Annotated in this window: 23 protein-coding genes, 1 tRNA gene and 1 pseudogene; 15 read left to right on the forward strand and 10 right to left on the reverse strand. The window is 70.1% G+C overall.

The window, feature by feature from the left end; all coding sequences use genetic code 11:
• Positions 1-246 precede the first annotated feature (246 nt).
• Positions 247-1,455: a geranylgeranyl reductase family protein gene (locus I2501_RS30475; protein ID WP_196197533.1), complete on the forward strand. Its 1,209-nt coding sequence runs from the start codon at positions 247-249 to the stop codon at positions 1,453-1,455.
• Between the two features lie 163 nt (positions 1,456-1,618).
• Here the strand turns inward: I2501_RS30475 and I2501_RS30480 are convergent, their stop codons facing one another.
• On the reverse strand, positions 1,619-2,032 hold the full coding sequence (locus tag I2501_RS30480) for a hypothetical protein (protein ID WP_196197534.1): 414 nt from the start codon (positions 2,030-2,032) through the stop codon (positions 1,619-1,621).
• A 61-nt stretch (positions 2,033-2,093) separates the two neighbouring features.
• Complete coding sequence (locus I2501_RS30485; RefSeq protein WP_196197535.1) at positions 2,094-2,432, reverse strand: hypothetical protein; 339 nt, start codon at positions 2,430-2,432, stop codon at positions 2,094-2,096.
• On the opposite strand from I2501_RS30485, the pseudogene I2501_RS30490 reads away from it, so the two are divergent.
• Together I2501_RS30490 and I2501_RS39825 are read left to right on the forward strand one after the other, a co-directional pair.
• Positions 2,421-3,332: pseudogene (locus I2501_RS30490) on the forward strand (ADP-ribosylglycohydrolase family protein); the annotation flags it as partial. The gene I2501_RS30485 and the pseudogene I2501_RS30490 overlap by 12 nt on opposite strands.
• Complete coding sequence (locus tag I2501_RS39825) at positions 3,330-3,743, forward strand: CPCC family cysteine-rich protein (RefSeq protein ID WP_236047577.1); 414 nt, start codon at positions 3,330-3,332, stop codon at positions 3,741-3,743. The pseudogene I2501_RS30490 and the gene I2501_RS39825, both read left to right, overlap by 3 nt.
• Positions 3,744-3,769: 26 nt before the next feature.
• Here I2501_RS39825 and I2501_RS30495 read toward each other — a convergent pair whose 3' ends face one another.
• Positions 3,770-4,405, reverse strand: a complete 636-nt coding sequence (locus I2501_RS30495; protein ID WP_196197537.1) for a hypothetical protein — start codon at positions 4,403-4,405, stop codon at positions 3,770-3,772.
• 33 nt (positions 4,406-4,438) lie between these two features.
• A complete protein-coding gene (locus I2501_RS30500) occupies positions 4,439-5,197 on the reverse strand; it encodes a DUF6928 family protein (protein ID WP_196197538.1) in 759 nt (252 codons plus the stop codon).
• A 154-nt stretch (positions 5,198-5,351) separates the two neighbouring features.
• On the opposite strand from I2501_RS30500, the gene I2501_RS30505 reads away from it, so the two are divergent.
• Together I2501_RS30505 and I2501_RS30510 are read left to right on the forward strand one after the other, a co-directional pair.
• Positions 5,352-5,885, forward strand: a complete 534-nt coding sequence (locus I2501_RS30505; RefSeq protein WP_196197539.1) for a hypothetical protein — start codon at positions 5,352-5,354, stop codon at positions 5,883-5,885.
• 92 nt (positions 5,886-5,977) lie between these two features.
• A complete protein-coding gene (locus I2501_RS30510) occupies positions 5,978-6,472 on the forward strand; it encodes a hypothetical protein (RefSeq protein WP_196197540.1) in 495 nt (164 codons plus the stop codon).
• A 49-nt stretch (positions 6,473-6,521) separates the two neighbouring features.
• Here the strand turns inward: I2501_RS30510 and I2501_RS30515 are convergent, their stop codons facing one another.
• Both I2501_RS30515 and I2501_RS30520 read right to left on the reverse strand, forming a co-directional pair.
• Positions 6,522-7,007 carry a DUF4265 domain-containing protein gene (locus tag I2501_RS30515; RefSeq protein ID WP_196197541.1) on the reverse strand — a complete coding sequence of 162 codons (486 nt, stop codon included), beginning with the start codon at positions 7,005-7,007 and terminating at the stop codon, positions 6,522-6,524.
• Between the two features lie 242 nt (positions 7,008-7,249).
• Positions 7,250-7,786, reverse strand: a complete 537-nt coding sequence (locus I2501_RS30520) for a hypothetical protein (protein ID WP_196197542.1) — start codon at positions 7,784-7,786, stop codon at positions 7,250-7,252.
• A 99-nt stretch (positions 7,787-7,885) separates the two neighbouring features.
• Here I2501_RS30520 and I2501_RS30525 point away from each other — a divergent pair, with 99 nt between their 5' ends.
• The 6 genes from I2501_RS30525 to I2501_RS40980 all read left to right on the forward strand — a co-directional run bounded on the left by I2501_RS30525 (position 7,886) and on the right by I2501_RS40980 (position 12,220).
• Complete coding sequence (locus tag I2501_RS30525; RefSeq protein WP_328806755.1) at positions 7,886-8,749, forward strand: YwqG family protein; 864 nt, start codon at positions 7,886-7,888, stop codon at positions 8,747-8,749.
• A 313-nt stretch (positions 8,750-9,062) separates the two neighbouring features.
• Positions 9,063-9,617, forward strand: a complete 555-nt coding sequence (locus I2501_RS30530; RefSeq protein WP_215910173.1) for a hypothetical protein — start codon at positions 9,063-9,065, stop codon at positions 9,615-9,617.
• Positions 9,618-9,657: 40 nt separating this feature from the next.
• On the forward strand, positions 9,658-10,848 hold the full coding sequence (locus tag I2501_RS30535) for a nucleotidyl transferase AbiEii/AbiGii toxin family protein (protein ID WP_328806756.1): 1,191 nt from the start codon (positions 9,658-9,660) through the stop codon (positions 10,846-10,848).
• 101 nt (positions 10,849-10,949) lie between these two features.
• Complete coding sequence (locus I2501_RS30540) at positions 10,950-11,438, forward strand: tyrosine-type recombinase/integrase (protein ID WP_196197545.1); 489 nt, start codon at positions 10,950-10,952, stop codon at positions 11,436-11,438.
• Between the two features lie 14 nt (positions 11,439-11,452).
• Positions 11,453-11,680: a site-specific integrase gene (locus I2501_RS30545; RefSeq protein WP_196197546.1), complete on the forward strand. Its 228-nt coding sequence runs from the start codon at positions 11,453-11,455 to the stop codon at positions 11,678-11,680.
• Between the two features lie 135 nt (positions 11,681-11,815).
• The gene (locus I2501_RS40980; protein ID WP_408022802.1) at positions 11,816-12,220 is read left to right on the forward strand and encodes a tyrosine-type recombinase/integrase; all 405 of its coding nucleotides are present in this window, start codon (positions 11,816-11,818) and stop codon (positions 12,218-12,220) included.
• A gap of 148 nt (positions 12,221-12,368) precedes the next feature.
• Here the strand turns inward: I2501_RS40980 and I2501_RS30555 are convergent.
• Positions 12,369-12,445 (reverse strand) — tRNA-Lys (locus I2501_RS30555).
• A 100-nt stretch (positions 12,446-12,545) separates the two neighbouring features.
• On the reverse strand, positions 12,546-13,259 hold the full coding sequence (locus I2501_RS30560) for a GOLPH3/VPS74 family protein (protein ID WP_196197547.1): 714 nt from the start codon (positions 13,257-13,259) through the stop codon (positions 12,546-12,548).
• 203 nt (positions 13,260-13,462) lie between these two features.
• On the opposite strand from I2501_RS30560, the gene I2501_RS30565 reads away from it, so the two are divergent.
• From I2501_RS30565 to I2501_RS30575, 3 genes are all read left to right on the forward strand, one after another.
• Complete coding sequence (locus I2501_RS30565; RefSeq protein WP_196197548.1) at positions 13,463-14,560, forward strand: LLM class flavin-dependent oxidoreductase; 1,098 nt, start codon at positions 13,463-13,465, stop codon at positions 14,558-14,560.
• Between the two features lie 14 nt (positions 14,561-14,574).
• On the forward strand, positions 14,575-15,441 hold the full coding sequence (locus tag I2501_RS30570) for a 1-aminocyclopropane-1-carboxylate deaminase/D-cysteine desulfhydrase (RefSeq protein WP_236047559.1): 867 nt from the start codon (positions 14,575-14,577) through the stop codon (positions 15,439-15,441).
• 286 nt (positions 15,442-15,727) lie between these two features.
• Positions 15,728-16,945, forward strand: a complete 1,218-nt coding sequence (locus I2501_RS30575) for a chitinase (RefSeq protein WP_236047585.1) — start codon at positions 15,728-15,730, stop codon at positions 16,943-16,945.
• A gap of 74 nt (positions 16,946-17,019) precedes the next feature.
• Here the strand turns inward: I2501_RS30575 and I2501_RS30580 are convergent, their stop codons facing one another.
• Positions 17,020-17,811, reverse strand: a complete 792-nt coding sequence (locus I2501_RS30580) for an SDR family NAD(P)-dependent oxidoreductase (RefSeq protein WP_196197551.1) — start codon at positions 17,809-17,811, stop codon at positions 17,020-17,022.
• Between the two features lie 112 nt (positions 17,812-17,923).
• Between I2501_RS30580 and I2501_RS30585 the strand changes: the two genes are divergently transcribed.
• On the forward strand, positions 17,924-18,622 hold the full coding sequence (locus I2501_RS30585) for a TetR family transcriptional regulator (RefSeq protein WP_196197552.1): 699 nt from the start codon (positions 17,924-17,926) through the stop codon (positions 18,620-18,622).
• Positions 18,623-18,760: 138 nt separating this feature from the next.
• On the opposite strand, the gene I2501_RS30590 is transcribed toward I2501_RS30585, so the two are convergent.
• Positions 18,761-18,982, reverse strand: a complete 222-nt coding sequence (locus I2501_RS30590; protein WP_196197553.1) for an acyl-CoA carboxylase subunit epsilon — start codon at positions 18,980-18,982, stop codon at positions 18,761-18,763.
• Positions 18,983-18,995 lie beyond the last annotated feature (13 nt).

Consider the following 18,995-nt stretch of genomic DNA (forward strand, 5'->3'; position numbering starts at 1 on the left):
GGGGTGGGAGTTGACCTCGGGTCCGGGGCTGCTCCGCCACAACCGTCCCGGGCGCGCCGCTGCTGCCCCGGGGCCGGGGCCCGCCCCCATCACATCTGCACGTTTGACGTGGGTCCGGCCCCGGTCCGTGGGGAAGGACTAGCGACGGGCGCCAGCGCCCGGCACTGGACGCATCCTGCCGACGGCGTGCTGCCCTCGGCGTGCTGCGACCGACCGTCATCCTGATCCGGACGTGGGGAACGTGGCATGCAGATACAGCAGGAGGCGCAGGACGCGCAGGTGGTGGTCATCGGCGCGGGACCGGCGGGGTCGGCCACGGCGTTGCACCTGGCGCGCGCGGGAGTTGACGTCCTGCTTCTGGAGAAGGACGCCCTGCCGCGGGACAAGGTGTGCGGGGACGGTCTCACTCCCCGGGGCGTGCATCAACTCCTGCGCATGGGCGTCGACATCAGCGGAGAGGGCTGGCGGCGCTCGCACGGGGTGCGGGTGCACTGCGAAGGCCGGGAGATCGACGTCGACTGGCCCGCCACCGGCCGGTACCCCGACTTCTCGCTGACCCGGACCCGGCACGACTTCGACGAACTGCTCGCCCACCACGCGCAGTCGGCCGGGGTGCGCCTGCTCACCCGCACCAAGGTGACCGCCCCGCTGCGCGACGCGGCCGGACGCGTCGTCGGGGTGACCGCTGTCGGGCAGGACGGGGAGCCGGTCGAGCACCGTGCCGCGGTCGTGGTCGCAGCCGACGGTGCGCCGGCACGGACCGCGCTGGCCACCGGGTGGGCACGCAGCACCCGCACCCCGATGGCGACCGCCGCCCGCCGCTACTACCGCACGGACGCGTTCACCGACGACGGCTACCTGCACCTGTGGGCGGACCTGCGCTGCGCGGACGCCGACGCCTGGCTGCCCGGCTACGGCTGGCTCTTCCCGCTCGCCGACGGCCGCGTCAACCTCGGCCTCGGCGGACTCCCCCACCGCCGCCACGGCAACACCGACCTGCGCGCCACCTTCCGCGACTGGGTCGCCCGGCTCCCTGAGGGCTGGAAGCTCGACGAGGCCACGGCGGAGTCCCCGCTGCGCAGCGCGGCGCTGCCGATGGGCCTCAATCGGCGTCCCCAGTACCGCGACGGGATGCTGGTGGTCGGCGACAGCGCGGGCATGGTCAGCCCCTGGAGCGGCGAGGGCATCGGCGAGGCGATGGAGGCGGGCGAGATCGCGGCCCAAGCTGTCGCCCTGGCCCTGACCCGCCCGTCGGGCTCCCGCCGCGAGCAGGCCCTGCACCACTACCCGTCCGAGGTGACCCGCCGGTGGTCCCGGCACTACCAACTCGGCAACGCCCTCGCCGGGCAGGTCTTCGCCCGCTTCGGCTACCGCCCGCTCTTCAACCGCGCCGTGATGTCCAGCCCCGCCACAACTCGCCTGCTGGCGCGCATCTTCGGGCACCTGCGGGCGTGATGCGGACGGGGGGCGGTGCGGTGCAGGTGCGGGTGCGCGTTGCGACCTGCCGAGGAGCGGTCGCCCGTCCGGGCGGAGGGCCGGGGTCTGGGGACGTGCTGCGCCGAGAGGGGTGCGCTGCCGTCCTTGGCCTTTCTCGGCCCTCCGCCCGCGGACCGACGGGTCAGCCGCCGAGGATGCCGCCCTTGTGGAACTGGTCGACCTGGCCCTCGTTGCAGGAGTTCTTGTTACCGAAGGTGGCGCCGACACCGGTCGCGTTCGGAACCGCGCAGCGCAGGTCGACCATGACCAGCGGCGCGCCGTTGTTGTTGATGACGCCGTCCTGGGAACCGACGACGGTGTCACCGAAGTGGTTGCCGTAGGTGCCCTCGCCGCCGGAGGTGTCACCGCTCATGTGGTACGAGCTGATTGCCTGCGCGGCGGTCTCGTTGGTGTCGGCTCCCATGCACGTCGCTGCGGACGCGGGCCCGGCCACGGACACGACCGTGCCGACAGCGAGGGCGGTACCGGTCAGGACCTTCTTCATCATGATGATGCTCAATCCTCTGTTGCGGTGGATGGTGCGGGGGTTGGCCATGCAGGGGGTGTGCACGTCGTGCGGGTCGGGCGGGTTGGGCAGGCCAAGCGGATAGGGCGGGTCAGCCGCCCAGGATGCCACCGGTCGACAACTGGTCCACGCCGGACTCGCTGCACGAGGTGGCGGCGTTGCCCCAGTACCCCGCCACACCAGTCGCGTTGGCGACCACGCACCGCAGATCGGGGTCGACCAGCGGCGCACCGTTGTCGTTGACCGCACCGTTCTGCTGCGGCGCCAGGGTGTCGCCGAAGTGGTCGCCGTAGGTCCCGTCGGCGAGAGCGGGCGTTGCCAGGGCGCCCCACGCGGTCTGACGCGCGTTCCTTCGAGTCCGACCACGCGCTGAAAACCGGGTGGCAGACGCCGGTCCCGGATTGGCAGGATGCCCGCGATGGTCTTCCACTCGCGCTCCTTCGACAACCTTCCAACCGATCCCACCGCGACCGCGCGCGACGCCCTGAACGGCCTGGCCGTCGGCGACGCCTTCGGCGCCCAGTTCTTCGTCCCCGACAACCTCCCCGCGCTGCGCGACCGGCAACTGCCCGATGCGCCCTGGCCGTGGACCGACGACACCGAGATGGCCTGCTCCATCCACCAACTCGTCATGCTCCGGGGCGAGGTGGACCAGGATGAACTCGCGCACTCCTTCGCCGAACGCCACGATTTCGACCGCGGGTACGGTCCCGCGATGAACCGCATGCTGCGCCTAGTCCGGCAGGGCGGCAACTGGCGCGAACTCGCAGCCGGCCTCTTCGACGGCCAGGGCTCCTGGGGCAACGGGGCAGCGATGCGGGTCGCCCCTCTCGGCGCCCGTTACCCTGGCGACCCGGAACAAGCGGCCCGGCAGGCGGCCCTGTCCGCCGAGGTGACCCATACCCACCCCGAGGCCATCGCCGGAACCGTCGCAGTCGCCGTCGCCGCCGGCCGCGCCGCCCACGGCCGCACCGAACCCGTCACCGCCACGGACCTGTTCGCCACCGTTCTGGACCTCACCCCGCCCAGCCGCGTGCGCGACGGAATCGCCCAGGCGCACACGCTCCTTGACCAGCCCTACATCGAACTCGCCGCCCACCAGCTCGGCAACGGACGCCAGGTCAGCGCCGTCGACACGGTCCCCTTCACCCTCTGGTGCGCAGCCCGGCACTTGACCGACTACCAGTCCGCCCTGTGGGCCACCGCCTCGGCCGGCGGAGACGTCGACACCACCTGCGCGATCGTCGGCGGCATCGTCGCCTCCCGCGTCGGCACCGAAGGCATCCCCGCCCTGTGGCGCGACCGCACGGAGACCCTGCCCGCCTGGCTGCACGGCGAGGAGTCCTGGGACACCGTTCACACCACCACGGTTGCCAACCGGCACCCCTGCCCCTGCTGCGGCCACCTCGTCCACGACCAGCCGCGCGGCTCGTACCAGATCTGCCCGGTGTGCTTCTGGGAGGACGACCTGTCACAACTGCGCTGGCCGAGCAGGACCGGCGCCAACCGCGTCTCCCTGATCGAGGCACAGCGCAACGTGCAGCGCTTCGGGGCCTGCGACCAGCGCGACCTGCGCTTCACCCGCCGCCCGCTCGCCGACGAACCGCTCGACCCACTCTGGCGGCCGATCGATCCGCACCAGGACTCATTCGAGGATCCCGACGACCCCGCGCCCTGGCCCGACTACCAGCCGGATCTCTACTGGTATCGACCGTCGTTCTGGCGACGTCAGAACGATTGAACGGCGGGCCGTGCGGCCTGGTCAGGTCAGTACCAAAGCGTCATGCCGGCCGCGCCGAGACCGTGCCGGAGTGCATGGCGCAGGACCCGAAGGGGGCCGTCGACCAGATCGTTGAGGTCGTGCTCGGTTCCGTCCGTCATCCCGGCGAGCCAGTCCCGGATGCGCTCCTCGACAGCCCTGCGGCGTCCGGGTGCGAGGTCGAGGGCGGCCTCCATTCCTGGAAGAGTTGCACGGACGCCGGCCGCGTCGAGCAAGAAGTCACCGAAACAGCCGGGGAGTTGGAACACCGCCTCGGGGCCGAGGCCATAGTGGAGTGCTGCGACTGGGTCGCCTTTGCGAGTCGAGGCACAGAACAGGTCGACGCCCTCGTGCTGGGGGACGAGTCGCAGGAGTTCCTCCTTGACTGCCTCATACTGCTCGTCCGCGGAGCCCGTTGCGGCGAGTCCGTCCTGCAGGCGCAACGCCAACTCCGTGGGCACAGGCCCGTACGGTCCGGGATCGAAGAACGCCTCCAGGTTGCCCGACCCGCTCCACCATTCCAAGTCGCCGCTCGGCTCAGGATCACGGCGTCCGAAAGAATCAGCGCCTGGGAACTGCCCTAGCAGGCGGGCGACATCGCCGTCCGGCACGACTCCAACCACCCAGAATCCCGTGACGCTCACAACCGTCTCCCCTCCAATCTCCGCCCCACGTGATCACACACCGTCCTGGCCGTGTCCCGCGCCGAACTGAATGGTCGTGTGGCTGCGCAAGCGCATGGCAGCGACGCGCAGTTCGAGCTCCGCCCGGGCCCGGGCGGGATCGGGACCGCTCGGGTCGGTCACGCGGAAGCCGTTCAGCTGAACAGCGTCGGCATCCACGTCGTCCGGGAGAAGACGGCCTTCCAGCACGAATCCGGCGAACGCCCGCAGCGCTTCCTCGCCCAGTTCGAGGGGATGGAATGCAAGCGGATATGCCGTCTGGCCCTCTCTCCACCACGGATCGGGCTCGACCGGTCGTTCGCCCGTCCAGAACGGGGCCTCGAACTCGTAGGGAACGCCGATGTTCTCGACGATCCCGCCGTCCGGGGCCAGGCTGAGCGAGCGCACCAGCGCGCCACGCTCCCAGACGGCGAAGGTGAGAGTGTCCAAGACACTGTGCATCGCATGGAAGAACACCCGGTCCCCGCGCCCGGCCGCGAGCAGGTGCCGAGGCATCAGACTCGGCCTGTGCTCCATGAGCCGCCGGTCGCAGACGATCTCCACGCCGTCGAAACTCGCCGCGTAACAGGTTCCGTCTGGCGGATAGGTGCCGTCCCAGAGCGACTCCCCGGGCGCTGGTTCCACTGTGGACCCCGGGTGGACCCGCGCGACCAACGCGGCAGCGGCCGCCTCGTCCGATTCACGCGCCGCTACTCGAAGGCGGTCAGCGGCACGCCCCTCGGAGAAAACCAACATCGCCGACTTGGCACCCACGACGCTTCCCCCTCTTCCATCTGTAGAGACTCGCGGAGACTATCCGGACCGACCGACAGCCCCGCGACACAGCAACCGGCCGTGGCTGCACCGCGCACTCTCCCGGCGATGGAATTCGCGTGCGCCGGAGAACACTGCGCCCCATACTCGGCCGGTGGCCACGACACCGCGCCTCTCAACGCAGCACCGGTTCCGCGATCCGCGGCGAACCGCCTACGACTTCCTGTCAGACATCAGCGTGGTCTGTCCCCAATGCCAGCAGGACGCCAGGGTGCTCCCCGTCGTCGGCGACCCCGGGCCAGGGCATCGCCCGTTCTTCGCGCCGCGACGGCTGATCTGCCGTCACTGCAGCCTCGCGAAGGCGTACACGAGCCGCCGACTGGTCTTCCCTCACGGCACCGGGCACGGCATGACCGACCCGTACTTCGGGCTTCCGCTGCTGCTCCAGGCGGAGACCCGGCACGGCTGGCTATGGGCCTACAACCCGGCGCACCTCACGCTCATCCACGACTACGTCGCTGCTTCCCTGCGCGAACGGGCCCCCTGGTACGCCGCCGGCCAGAAGATGACTCTCCTTGCCCGCCTGCCCGCCTGGATCAAGCGCGCGAAGAACCGCACCGAGGTCCTGCACGCCATCGACCGGATCCGCGCTCAGCTCGTCGCGCCCCGAGGCGGTGACGCTCGTTGACTGTGCCGCCGGGACCGGAGACGTGAACTCCCTTCAGTAGATTCTCCCGGACGCGCGGGGGTGAGCCTCCTGCGGACACGGAAAGGAACGCCATGGGCGAACGCCTGGATGCCGAGTGGCTCCGCGTCTGGTGTGAGCAGACGGACTCGGCGCTCGCACAGCTGACCCAGTCCTTCCTGGCGCGGCACGGATTCGAGCCCGGCAGCAACGTGGTCGAGATCGCCACTGAGGAGAGCCACCGAGCAACCGACGCACTCGTGGAGCTGACACCCATTCCCTCGGACCTGACCACGATGTACTGGGTAATCGACGAGGTATCCCTGTCCGACGTCGAGAACGGATATTTCGTCCATCCGGCCTCGCTGGTCGCGGACCACGTCCGCGAGTACGGGCTCATCGAGATCGACGGGGAAGAGCCGGCGCTGGTCTTTGCCAGCGACGGCGGCGGCCGCCTGTTCGCGTTGTCCGGCTCGGGACGAATTTGGAGGTCGACCACCGCCTCGTGGTTCGGTCAGTTCGACCTCGCGGCAGCCAGCCTTCAAGAGTTCTTCGAAGGACTCTCCCGACAGATCGCCAGCCAGCTGTGACCGCTGGCCCACTCGACTCGCCTCGGGGGCGGCACATCGGCTCGCACCGTCATGCCCCGACGAACGGCGTCACATCGGCCCATTCCCAGTAGGCATGGCCGGCATCGACTGCGGCCTCCATGACGGCGAACAGGCGAGCGGACTCAGTGTTCGGCGGCACGTCGACGGCGACGAAGCGATCGCCGTTCCACTCGCTCAACAGTCCGGCGGCGCTCACCTCGGCCCTGATTGCCTCGGCCGCTTGCCGGAGCTGGGCGGGCGGCAGTCCGGGGATGAACAAGAGGCGCAGCGTGCGGTGCAAGGCAGCCTTGACGATCTCACTGACGTAGTCGTCCTCGTTGAGCACCACCGCGTCACCGAGGGCGAGTCCGTAGACGGAGAACGGTATGCAGGCGACCTCGTAGCTCCCGTCGTTGACCGCCTTGAGCCAGAGTTGCTCGACCTGTCCGTCCAACCCGAACGGAGCCAGGTCGGCACGGGCGATGTAGTTGGTCGCGGTGCGTCCAACCGGATCCTCGTGGACGATGAACTGCACGACGGTACTCCCCCGAGACGGCTCCGACAGCCTGCCATGATGCCGCAGCCGATCACGACTGCGTCTGGCGGGTGGCAGGCCGGAGGTGACAATGCGCCGGGGCTGCAGGCTGACGGCCTCACCCACCGTCGGCGGCCAAGCCTTGTCGGGCCCCGGCGAACAGTCGGCCATATTGGCACGCGGAGCAATCCCCGTGCCCGCTGCACTATTCAGGGGCCGCGCCCCGGTTGATCTTGCTCCGCCTACACGTTCTCGTTCGTGCCCTTCGTCGGCGGCCATGGACCGTCCAGGAGCGACCTGGCCTCCGTGATGATCCGCTCTGTGAACGTCTCGCGGGGCATCCCCCAGCTTTCGGTCCAGTCCTCGTACTCGCTGGTCCAGCCAATGAGGGGCTGCAGCACGTCCGGTCTGCCGAGCAGATCCCATCCCTCGTGCCAGATGAGAAGACCGCCACGGTATGCGTTCAAGCTGCCGCCGACGATGAGCCGAAGCCACCAGAAGCCGTGGCCAACGTCGAAGAGCACTCCCTCGCGGGGCCAGTCGAGGCGCCCCCGAAGATCCTCCGGGTCCCCGTTGCGCCAGTCCGGCCAGCCCGGCCCCGCAGGAAGACCGGCCTGGAGGAAGACCCGGTGATCATCCGCGAAGCGGAAACCGAATCGTTCCTCGACCGCGGCGATCTCCGCGTCGCTCAGGCCGAGATCGATGCGCACCGGCAGGCGGGATAGGAGAACTCCTGCCCGCTCATAGGTCATCGAGGCGGTCGATCGTGGGTCAGCCATGAGCGATGAGCATAGATGCCCGGCGGCTTCGCAGAACGATCAATATTGCGACGCTCCCAAGGTCGGTGGCTGTCGGTGCTGTCCGGCATCATCAGCGCCGTGACCACATCTCTTGAGTCGTATGAGGCTTTGGCCGCCGAACACCTGCCGCCCGACGCAGCCGCGCGTTGGACGGCGCTCCTGCGGCCGTGCGTCCGCCTGCGGAAGGCTTCGGGAACCGAACCGACAGCAGCGCAACTGGGCGGCAAGCCGCTGCTGCCCGCAGGCACGCCATGGCCGGAGTGGCCGGACCACGGCCCGCTGTCGTTCATCGCCTCCATCAACTGCGCTGCTCTGCCCCGGGACGGAGTGCATCCGGTCTTCCCCGCGGACGGCACCCTGCTGCTCTTCTATTTCGACGGTCAGATAGACGACGGGGACGCCATGGTCTGGGCAGCCGACCCCGAGACCTGGGCCGGCGCCCGCGTCCTCTACGTCCCCGCAGGCACGCAGAGCGCCACTGCCGCCACCCCGACCGGGCTGGATCCCTACCCGCGCGTCGACCTGACCGCGGCAGCCCGATGCAGCGTCCCGGACCCGTGGCATCCCCGGTCGCTGGCCGCCCTGACCAACGACGACGCACCACTGGATCCCCGCGAGATCCCGTCGCACATCAAGACGTTCATGGACGCCGTCTACAGCGGCAACAACAGCATCGGCCACCAGGTCGGGGGCCACGCCCACCCCGTGCAAGGCCCCGTCGAGTACGAGATCGCCCACGCCATGCTCGGATCGAAGACCCTGTGGACCGATCCGAGACTGGACGAGGAAGCACAACGGTGGCTCCTGCTCGCCCAGATCGACACCGACACGGACGCCAACATGACGTGGGGCGACTGCGGCACCCTCTACTGGCTCATCCGCCCAGAAGACCTCGCCGCCCGCCGATTCGAGGAAGCCAAGCTCACCTGGCAGTGCTGCTGACCGCGAATCCCTCGGGCGTGGGAATCGCCGCACGCCGGACCGGCGCCAGCTTCGTGCGGCGGGCGTCCCGCAGCGCGTGAGGAAGAACTCGCTTCTGGACGCGGGAGCGCGCTTGAGAGGATCCACCGCATGACCGCGACGTTCACGATGCAGGCGGAGCCTGCGTCATCCGCCTGCACGGGCGTGTTCGAGAGCCACGTGACGGTGGGCTGCACGGTGGAGCAGCTCCCACAGCTGGCAAAGTGGTCGCAGGCTGCGGGAGTCAAGATGACCTACATTGTGCTCGCTCGAGGGCGGGAGCAGTCCCGAGCCGATGCTCACTCTGACCGGGGAAGGGCCTCTGTCCGCGCAGTATGTGACGGCCTACCAACTGGTTGGTGATCTGCGCAATGCGGGGTTCGATCCCGTGCGGGTCAAGATCGAAGCCGCTCCGTGGGCGGACTGGATTCCGCAAGACCACGCGGAAGCTCACGAGCAGGGGACAGCACGGTATTTCGAGCATCACATCAAGTTGCTCCTTTCCCCAGAAGAGTCCCTGGAACGCCTGGCTGACCTGGTCTCGCCATATGGAGCCCATGTCTCGTGGAACGCACGCCGGACCGCGGCCAATGGCCGACAGGAGAGGTTCGTTACGCAGCGCTGCCACCGTCTCGGACTGCCTCAGGCCGCCGAGCAGCTTGCGGCCCTGCTCACGGTCCTGCGCGACGAAGGTCACGAGATCCTCTCGACCGAGCAGGAGTACTGGTCTACGACAGCAACACGGCCATCGACGACGGATGGATCACTACGGAGGTGCAGGCGTGACCAGCCCTTGGCAGAACTTCGGGTGGCGCAGCACGAACGTGCCGCAGGCTCCCCTGGACCCTGAAGAGCGAACCCGGCTGGACCTGCCGGAGACGCTTCGCCCCGTGGCGTCGCCTCGGGCCGAGCAGCGATCGGTCTTCGACCCGGCGCTCAAGCAACATGCGAACGCCTACCGCGCGGCCGACCCGAGCTTCGGCGACCCGCGTCTGGACATCGCCTGGAAGGCAGAACGCCGGAAGGCACGGGACCTCGTACTGAGCGCGATTGCGGAGACGCCCTGGGCGGACGGGCTCGTTCTCCGGGGCAGCGTCCTGCTGCGAGCCTGGTTCGGGGACGTGGCGCGCGAGCCGGGCGACCTCGACTTCGTCGTCAGCCCCACCGATCGTCGCATCGACGAGCCACGGACCGCCACCATGCTGGCCGGCATCACCCAGGCCGTGCAGGAAGCGGCAGACGCCAGCAGCGGCAGTGTGCGGTTCCAGGCCGCAGACGCCATCAGCGAGGACATCTGGACCTACGACCGGGTCCCCGGTCGCCGCCTGCTCCTGCCCTGGACCGTGCCTGGCGCCTCCGAACTGCCGGGTGGGGCGATCCAGCTCGACCTCGTCTTCAACGAGAACCTGCCCATCGCTCCCGAACTGCTCCACATCCCGCCATCGGGCGGCGACGGGACCGGGGCTCTGCTCCAGGCGGTGACACCAGAACTTTCACTGGCGTGGAAGCTCATGTGGCTGCTGACGGATACCCACCCCCAGGGCAAGGACCTGTACGACGCGGTTCTACTCGCCGAACACACAACCCTGCGCTACCAGATCCTGCGCGAGGTGTTCCTCGACGCCGAAGCAGGCGATGCCTCGCACCCGGTCGACTCGGACCGCATCGGCAACCTGGACCTGGGCGGGGAATGGCGCCACTTCGTCTCCGAGTACCCGGCCCTGCCGGCAGACGAGAACAATCTGGTCATCCGGCTGGTTGCCGCCACCGCACCCACATTCACCGCGGTCGAAACACCAGCAGACACCGCCTACGCCCGTCATGTCCGCTGGCTTCAGCCTCGGATCGAGCGCTACCGCCTTCTCCTGGCTGCCAAGGGCATGGGCGCCGTCCAGGAGCGGATGCAGAAGGACGGTCTCCACCTCCGGGCGGCCATCGTCATCACCTGTGACCTACTCGGCCGCGACGACCACGGCACCGAGCACGCCCGCGCCGTCGTCTTGGCCGACTCCGCATGGGCGCCTTGGGTCAGAATCGGCGAGCGCAATCCCGAGTGGCTCACCCAGCAGATGCACATCTGAGCGAGCCCGCCGATCGAGCACACAGCCCGGGTGGCGGCTGCCTCGCACCTGATCGGCAGGCATCATCCAGGTCAGGATGGGTGCTTGGGAAGGCGGCACGGGTGCGCGGTTCGGGTTCGGTGTACAAGGGGTGCGGCTGCCGGGACGCGGCCAGCGGTCACCAGCTCGGCCGCCACTGCCCCAAGCTCTGCCAGCGAGGGCACGGCAGTTGGTACTTCGCCGCGCCGCGCGGCTACGGCCGACCGCTGCGCCGAGGCGGCCATGCCACGCGCGACCAGGCGCGCGCCGCCCTGCAGAATCTGCGTCGCACCAGGCCGCTTACGGTCCGGGACTGGCTGGACCAGTGGCTCGCCGCCCGCGGCAAGCTGCGCGCCAACACCCGCAGGAACTACCGCTACCTCTTCGACCAGCACCTCATCCCCGCCCTCGGACATGTGCTGATCCGGGAGCTGGACCTGCCCAGCGTCCAGGCCACCTTTGACGCCATGTCCCGCGTTGGCTGCGGCACCGGTCCGCTCAGGCCTCCACCCTCACGCGGGCGCGCGCCGCACTGCGCACCGCGCTCAACGCGGCCGTCCGGCAGGGACTGATCACGTCCAACCCCGTGCGCGGCGTCGAGCTGCCCACTCCGCCCAAGCCGCACCCCGTCGTCTGGACACCCGCACGCATCAAGGAATGGCAGGCGACTGGGAAGCGCGCGCCCGTCGCAGTCTGGACCGCCGCGCAAACCGCGCACTTCCTGGCCAACATCCGCGGCGAACCGCTCTACCCCGCGTTCCATCTCGCGGCCCTGCGGGGTCTACGTCGAGGCGAGATCAGCGGACTGCGTTGAGAGGACCTCGACCTCGACGACGCAACCCTATCCGTCGTCCGGCAACTGCACCGACGTGACGGCCAGTTCGTCACCGGGCCGCCAAAGAGCAAGGCCAGCGCGCGCACCGTCGCGCTCGACGAGGACACCGTCGCCGTGCTGCGTGCCCACGCCGAACGCCACGGCCAGCGCGGATTCGTGTTCACCCGCGCCGACGGCCAGCCGCTCAGCCCGGAACGCCTCTCCTGCCTGATCCGGACCTTCAGTGATCAGGCCGGACTCCCGCCAGTCCGCTTCCACGACCTACGCCACGGCGCGGCGAGCCTCGCGCTCGCCGCCGGCACGGACCTCAAGGTCGTGCAGGACATGCTCGGCCACGCCAGCATCGTGCTGACCGCCTACACCTCTGTCCTGCCTGAAACCGCACGTCAGGCCCCTGCCGACACCGTCGCGCTCATCCACGAGGCCGGGCGCGTCGTCCCCGGCACACACCGACCACGGCGCCGCGAAAACCCACGGCCGCCAGAACCAGAACCGACAGAACTACGAGCAGCCGCGTAAAGACGCAGCTCAGAACACATAAAGCGGTGCTCCAGCGCCACGGGCCGCCCCACCAGGCCCCCATCTCAACCCCACCCCAGACCCGACAAAGTGAAAGGCGGCCCACCCACGAAGGGTGAACCGCCTTATCAGCCTTGCCATTTGAAGCTGGTGCGCCGCCAGGGACTCGAACCCCGGACCCGCTGATTAAGAGTCAGCTGCTCTAACCAACTGAGCTAGCGGCGCCGGTGTGCTTCGTTCGCGGTCTCCCGCGCCTCGGCACGACGGAAATACTACCTGACCAGCGGGGGTGCTCACGACCACGTTGGGGGGCGGGCGGGGGCAATCAGGAGTTGCTGCTTCTGGCCCGGCGGATGGAGCGGGAGACGGCGTCGGCGAGAGGGTCGGCGCGGGTGAGGTCGGTGAGGAGGTGGCGGGTGGGGCGGTCCAGGCGGCTGGGGGTGAGGCGGGAGGTGAGGCCGGCGGCGTGGGCGAGGGTGGTGAGGGAGAGGTCGCGCGGGGAGGCCGTGGTCGGAGATGCGAGCACGGCGGCGATGCGGGCGGTGCGAGCGGCGCGGGCGGAGGGGTCCGGGACGGTGTAGCGCGTGTGCGGCAGGATACCGAGCAGGCGGCTGGTTTCGCCGGTGAGGAGGCCGGCCGCGACCATCCTGCCCAGGACCGCGCGACTGACCCCATGCCCCGGGCTCCGGAGGCGGTTGAGGCAGACCGTGAGGCGCGGCTCCCCGGCCGGAATCCGCGCGAGCAGCTCTGGCGGAATGCCCGGCACAGCGTCGGAGAAGGAGACGGGGACGGCAACGGAGGCGGATGCCGACGCGGTCAGACGCGGGCCGAGGCGCAGACGCGCGCCGTCGATCGTCGCGACGCCCGCGAGCACCAGCTCGGCCAGCACTCCGCCCGCCAGGGCGAAGTCGAGGTACGGCGGTCGGCGCAGGCGACCGTCCGGGCCGGTGGCGCAGAGGATCAGCAGGTCCTCAGGGAGAGAGGAGCTCGACGTACCCGGGGTACCCGGGATACTCGGCGTACCCGACGTGTCCGGCATGGAGCGGTCTCCTGTCGCTGTGGGGCGGCCCGTACATGCGGCCCATACATGCGGCCCGTACGCAGCATCGCGGCGGTCCGTATGAGGAGTGTCACGCGCAGCGACCGGGAACAGCCACGGGCCACCCGAGGTTGCCCAGAGAGGGTGCCCGAAAGCGGGCCACCGAGAACGCCGCACGGATCACGGACCACAGGAGCCGCAGGATGAGCCAGAGCAGCGCAGGCACCGAAGCAGGCATCGACGCGGGTGCCGGCCAGGGGCCGGAGACGCCGCTGTCGATCCTCGACCTGGCCACCGTCGGCGACGGCTACACCCCGTCCCAGGCGCTGGCCGCGACCACCGTGCTCGCGCAGCGGGCCGAGGAGTGGGGTTACCACCGGTTCTGGGTCGCCGAGCATCACGGCATGCCCGGGGTGGCGAGCTCCTCCCCCGCCGTTCTGCTGGCGCACCTGGGCGCGCACACGAGCCGGATCCGGCTGGGGTCCGGCGGGGTGATGCTGCCGAACCACGCGCCGCTGGTCGTGGCCGAGCAGTTCGGGCTGCTGTACGCGCTCCACCCCGGTCGGGTCGACCTCGGGATCGGCCGCGCGCCCGGGACCGACACGGCCACCGCGCGGGCGCTGCGGCGTGGGGCGGGGATGGACACCGTCGACGAGTTCCCGCAGCAGCTCAGCGAGTTGATGCACTTCCTGGACGCGGACTTCCCCGCCGGGCACCCGTACGCGCGGCTGCGCGCCGTGCCGGGCGAGGCGAGTGCGCCGGGGAGTGGGCGTCCGCCCGTGTGGCTGCTCGGCTCGTCGGGGTTCAGCGCGCAGCTGGCCGGAAGGCTGGGGCTGCCGTTCGCGTTCGCGCACCACTTCAGCGGGCAGAACACGGTGCCCGCGCTCGACCTCTACCGGGAGTCGTTCCGCCCGTCCGAGGCCCTGTCGGAGCCGTACGCGCTGATCGGCGTCGGCGTCGTCGCCGCGGACGACGACGTGCAGGCCCGGCGGCTCGCCGGGTCGGGCGCGCTGGCGATGCTGCGGCTCCGCAGCGGACGGCCCGGGCTGGTGCCGACGCCGGAGGAGGCGGAGGCGTACCCGTACAGCGAGTTCGAGCGCGAGTTCGTCGACTCCTGGCTGGCCAACGTCGTCGTCGGAGCGCCGGACGAGGTCCGCGAGGGCCTTCAGGAGCTGCGCAAGCACACGGGTGCGGACGAGTTGATGGTCACCAGCAACATCCACGGCCACGACGCCCGTCATCGCTCGTACGAACTCGTGGCGCAGGCATGGGGGTTGGGCGGGGTCCCGGCCCAGGCGTGACTAAACCCCGGTCCATGAGCTCACCACTGCAGCAGATCGACGACCTGCGCGCCCGACGCGCGGGCGTCCGGCTGCTGTTGAAGCGGGACGACTTGCTCCATCCGCCGGTCTCGGGCACCAAGTGGCGCAAGTTGCGGCCGAATCTGGACCACGCCCGCGCCGACGGCCACGACACCCTGCTGACCTTCGGCGGCGCGTACTCCAACCACCTGCGCGCCACGGCCGCCGCCGGACGGGAGGCGGGGCTGCGCACCGTGGGCATCGTCCGCGGCGACGAGCTGCGTGACCGCGAGCTCAACGAGCTCAACCCGGTGCTGCGCGCGGCGGCGGACGACGGGATGGAGCTTGACTTCATCAGCCGCAGCGCCTGGCGCTCACGGATGGAGCCGGACTCCCTGCGGGAGTGGGAGCGACGCCACGGCCGGGCGCTGGTGGTGCCCGAGGGCGGCAGCAATGCGGCGGGCGTGCGCGGATGCGTGTCCCTCGGCGAGGAGTTGGCCACGGCCGACGTGCAGGTGGCGGCGTGCGCGGTCGGCACCGGCGGGATGCTGGCGGGTCTCGCGGCGGGCCTGTCGGACGGCCAACGCGCCGTCGGCTTCGCCGCGTTGACGCATGCCGACCTGGCGTCGGAGACGCTGGCGCTGCAGCGCGCCGCCTTCGGTGGCCGTCGCGGTGCGTGGCGCATCGACACCACGGCAGCTTTCGGCGGGTACGGCCGCCGCACTCCCGAACTCGACGCGTTCCGTGCCGAGTTCGCCGAGCGGCACAGTATCGCACTGGACCCGACCTACGAGGCGAAGGTGCTGTTCGCGGTGCTGGAACGGCTCGGCAGTGACGGGTTCCCGGCGGGCTCGACCGTCGCCGTCGTCATCGCGGGGTAGGGCCAAGCAAATCCGCACCGACGGGGCATAAGGCAGACTCAAGCGGGCCTTAATCTCCAGTGGTCTAGCCCAAGGTCTAGTCCAATCTATTGACGGATCATCAACACTTCACTCAACCTGGACCGGAGTGGTGGCGCTCCCCACAGCGCACGCACAGCGCCACTCGTCGGAGACAACCCCACTCCTCCTCCCCACAAGGAGCGTCCAGGTGTTCCACTTCACCCCCAATCGCGTGGTCGCGACGGTCGGCGCGGCCGTGCTCGCGGCGGGCGGGCTGCTCGCGTCGATGGGCGCCACCGCCCAGGCCAGCACCACCGGCACCGGCAACTCCAAGAGCGCTGCCAACACCGCCAACACCGCTGCTCTCAGCAGCAGTTGGTACGCCGCAGCCCCGTATCTGATGCCGCTCGACAACAACCCGCCCAACCCGACCGACGTGATGGCCGCGACCGGCCTCAAGGCCTTCCAACTGGCGTTCATCCTCGCCCCCAACGGCGGTGGCTGCACGCCGACTTGGGGCGGCACCGCGCCCGTCTCCAGCGACACCGCCGTGGCGTCGACGATCTCCGCGATCCGGGCCGCCGGCGGTGACGTCTCCGTCTCGATCGGCGGCTACGGCGGCACCAAGCTGGGCCAGACCTGCGCCACACCGGCCGCGACCGCCGCCGCATACCAGCAGGTCATCGACAAGTACGGCCTGCACGCCATGGACTTCGACCTCGAAGAGCCGGAGTACGAGAACGCCACCGCGGTCGCCAACGAGGTGGGCGCGGCGCAGATCCTGCAGCAGAACAACCCGGGCCTCTACGTCTCGATCACCATGCCGGGAACCACCTCCGGGACCGGCTGGTTCGGGCAGCAGGTGCTCAACCAGGCGAAGTCGGACGGCTTCACGCCCGCCAACTTCTCCATCATGCCGTTCGACGGCGGATTCAGCGGCGCGGCCAGCCAGATCTCGGCGTTGCAGCAGTTCAACACCCTGCTGATGAACACCTTCGGCTGGGACAGCGCCACGGCCTATGCCCACGAGGGCATCTCGATGATGAACGGCCGCAGCGACAGCGGCGAGTTCTTCTACCAGTCCGACTTCCAGACGGTGTTGAACTTCGCCGAGACCAACCACATGGCCCGGTACACCTTCTGGTCGATCAACCGCGACCGCGAGTGCACGCCGCCCGACAACAACGGCACCACGTCCGGCACGTGCAGCAGCGTGACGCAGAACGCCTGGGACTTCACCAAGTACGACGTCCAGTTCGCCGGGGCGACTCCGCCCACCGGCACGCCGACGCCGCTGCCGACCTCGACGGTCACCAGCTCCCCCAGTGCGAGCGCGTCGGCGTCCTCGGGCACCTGCACCGCCGCGCCGTGGAGCTCGACGACCGCATACAACGGCGGCGCGGTGGTGAGCTACAACGGCCACCAGTGGACCGCCAAGTGGTGGACGCAGAACGACACGCCGGGTGGCGCTGCCGGCGTCTGGACCGACAACGGTCCCTGCTGAAAACGCGCTGATGGGGCGGCCGACAAGGCCGCCCCATCAGCGCGTTCGTCGAGGCCCGCTCCGTCGACGTCCGCTCAGAAGTGCGTGCCGCCGTCGATGCGGATCTCGGTGCCGGTGATGAACGAACCGTCCACCGAGCCGAGCATCGCGACCACGCCGGCCACCGCCTCCGGACCCGCGAAGCCGCTGCCCAGCGCCGGGGCGAGCTTCATGAAGAGGGACATGTCCGCGTCCTCGGGCAGACCGGGGCCGACGTTCTCCTTGCTGGAGCCGGTGCCGTCGGTCATGCCGCTGGAGATGGAGCCGGGGGCGACGGCGACGAAGCGGACGCCCTGCTTGCTGTACTCCGAGGCGAGAGCGTGCGTCATCGACTGGATGCCGCCCTTGCTCGCCGCGTAGGCCGCCATGTACGGGTGCGCGAAGCTGGCCGAGGTCGAGCTGAAGTTGACCACGGCCGGGGCGTGGCCCTGGAGCAGCGCCGGGATCGCCTCGCGGATCATCAGGAAGGTCCCCGTCAGGTTAACCGCGATGATCTTGTTGAAGAAGTCCAGGCTGGTCTCGTGGGTGTGCGACGAGCGCAGGATGCCCGCGGCGTTGACCAGCACGTCCAGGCCGCCGAGCGCGGCGAGGGCGGCGGCGACGGCGTCGCGGACCGAGGCCTCGTCGGCGATGTTGACGGTCACGGTGTGGAGGCGTGCGTCCGTCCCGGCGGCGACGGCCTGCTCGCGGGTGGCGGCAAGACCGGCCTCGTTGACGTCGGCGGCGACGACGTGGCCACCCTCTGCGAGTACGCGCAGCACGGTGGCCTGGCCGATGCCGGAGCCACCGCCGGTGATCAGGACTCGACGACCCTCGTAGCGGTTCATGAGGTTGCTCCGTTCACAACTGAATGTCTTGACGTCGAGGTTTCCGACGTCACTAGACACCGTACGCCTCGATGGCACGTTTTGCCATGTATGCAGACCGTGCAGTCGTGACATGGCCAAACGTGGACGTCCTAAGGTGTGTCCCGTGACCAGTGCACCGCCTCCCCCGCCGCTCCCCCGCTCCCCCCAGCTCTCGCTGACCGAGCGCCGGAAGGCCGCGACGCAGCTCGACATCGCCCGCGCCGCGGCCGAGCTCTTCGCCGAGCGCGGGCCGGACGGAACCACCGCCGAGGAGATCGCCCAGCGGGCCGGGATCGCGCTGCGCACCTTCTACCGCTACTTCCGCAGCAAGGAGGACGCGGTGTCGCCGCTGCTCAGCGCGGGCGGCGCGCAGTGGCGGGGACTGCTGGCGGAGACCGTCGACCGGGCCCCCGGGCACTCGGGCAGCGATCTGCGCGACGCGCTGGTCACCGCGGCGCAGGCCTCGATGACCCCGGTCGACGCGGCGGGAGCCGAGGCGCTGGAGGGCACGCGCGGGCTGCTCCGCGCCGCCGCTGCGGACCCGGCGCTACGGGCGGTCTGGTACCGGGTCAACCAGGAGTCGGAGGAGCAGCTGGTCCCGGTCCTGGCGGCGCTGCCGAGCCTCGCCGAACGCAGCGCGCTCGACCTGCGGATGATCGCGGCCGGCGCGACGGACGCCATCCGCCTGTCGCTGGAGGCCTGGGCCGCGACCGACGCCGCCCCGGACGGCCCCGAAGGCCCGGTCGCCCTGGTGGACCGCTGCATGCGCACGCTGCTGCAGTGGCTCTGAGCTGCAGTGACTCTGAGCCGCAGTGACTCTGAGCCGCAGTGGCTCTGACGAGGAGTCAGTACCACCGCGCAGACATAACGCCGAGCGCCCGCACGTGGAGTACGTGCGGGCGCTCGGCGTTGGTGTTCTGGTATGCGCTCAGCGCCAGCTGACGGGGTTGCGGTAGCTGGTGACGCGCTCCAGGCGGCGCCAGCGGGCCTGCGGGTGGCGGTTGCCGTGGGCGAAGCGCGGCTGCGCCTCGATCTCGGCCTTGGCCGCGGCAACGGCGCGGGCCATCAGCACGGCGGTCAGCGCGGCCAGCTCGTCGTCCGCCAGTTCGCCCTTGACGATCTGGACCATCGGTGCGGTTGCGGCGGTCATCGGTACCTTCCTG

The sequence above is a fragment of the Streptacidiphilus fuscans genome, assembly GCF_015690355.1.
Classification (GTDB): Bacteria; Actinomycetota; Actinomycetes; order Streptomycetales; family Streptomycetaceae; genus Streptacidiphilus; species Streptacidiphilus fuscans.

What these genes read in the sequence shown, in the direction of transcription:
- I2501_RS30590 (WP_196197553.1), bottom strand. Translation starts at nt 18,982, where the DNA reads ATGACCGCCGCAACCGCACCGATGGTCCAGATCGTCAAGGGCGAACTG.
- I2501_RS30575 (WP_236047585.1), top strand. Translation starts at nt 15,728, where the DNA reads ATGGGCGCCACCGCCCAGGCCAGCACCACCGGCACCGGCAACTCCAAG.
- I2501_RS30520 (WP_196197542.1), bottom strand. Translation starts at nt 7,786, where the DNA reads ATGGCTGACCCACGATCGACCGCCTCGATGACCTATGAGCGGGCAGGA.
- I2501_RS30580 (WP_196197551.1), bottom strand. Translation starts at nt 17,811, where the DNA reads ATGAACCGCTACGAGGGTCGTCGAGTCCTGATCACCGGCGGTGGCTCC.
- I2501_RS30530 (WP_215910173.1), top strand. Translation starts at nt 9,063, where the DNA reads ATGCTCACTCTGACCGGGGAAGGGCCTCTGTCCGCGCAGTATGTGACG.
- I2501_RS30560 (WP_196197547.1), bottom strand. Translation starts at nt 13,259, where the DNA reads ATGCCGGACACGTCGGGTACGCCGAGTATCCCGGGTACCCCGGGTACG.
- I2501_RS30480 (WP_196197534.1), bottom strand. Translation starts at nt 2,032, where the DNA reads ATGGCCAACCCCCGCACCATCCACCGCAACAGAGGATTGAGCATCATC.
- I2501_RS30565 (WP_196197548.1), top strand. Translation starts at nt 13,463, where the DNA reads ATGAGCCAGAGCAGCGCAGGCACCGAAGCAGGCATCGACGCGGGTGCC.
- I2501_RS30585 (WP_196197552.1), top strand. Translation starts at nt 17,924, where the DNA reads ATGGCCAAACGTGGACGTCCTAAGGTGTGTCCCGTGACCAGTGCACCG.
- I2501_RS30570 (WP_236047559.1), top strand. Translation starts at nt 14,575, where the DNA reads ATGAGCTCACCACTGCAGCAGATCGACGACCTGCGCGCCCGACGCGCG.
- I2501_RS30510 (WP_196197540.1), top strand. Translation starts at nt 5,978, where the DNA reads ATGGGCGAACGCCTGGATGCCGAGTGGCTCCGCGTCTGGTGTGAGCAG.
- I2501_RS30475 (WP_196197533.1), top strand. Translation starts at nt 247, where the DNA reads ATGCAGATACAGCAGGAGGCGCAGGACGCGCAGGTGGTGGTCATCGGC.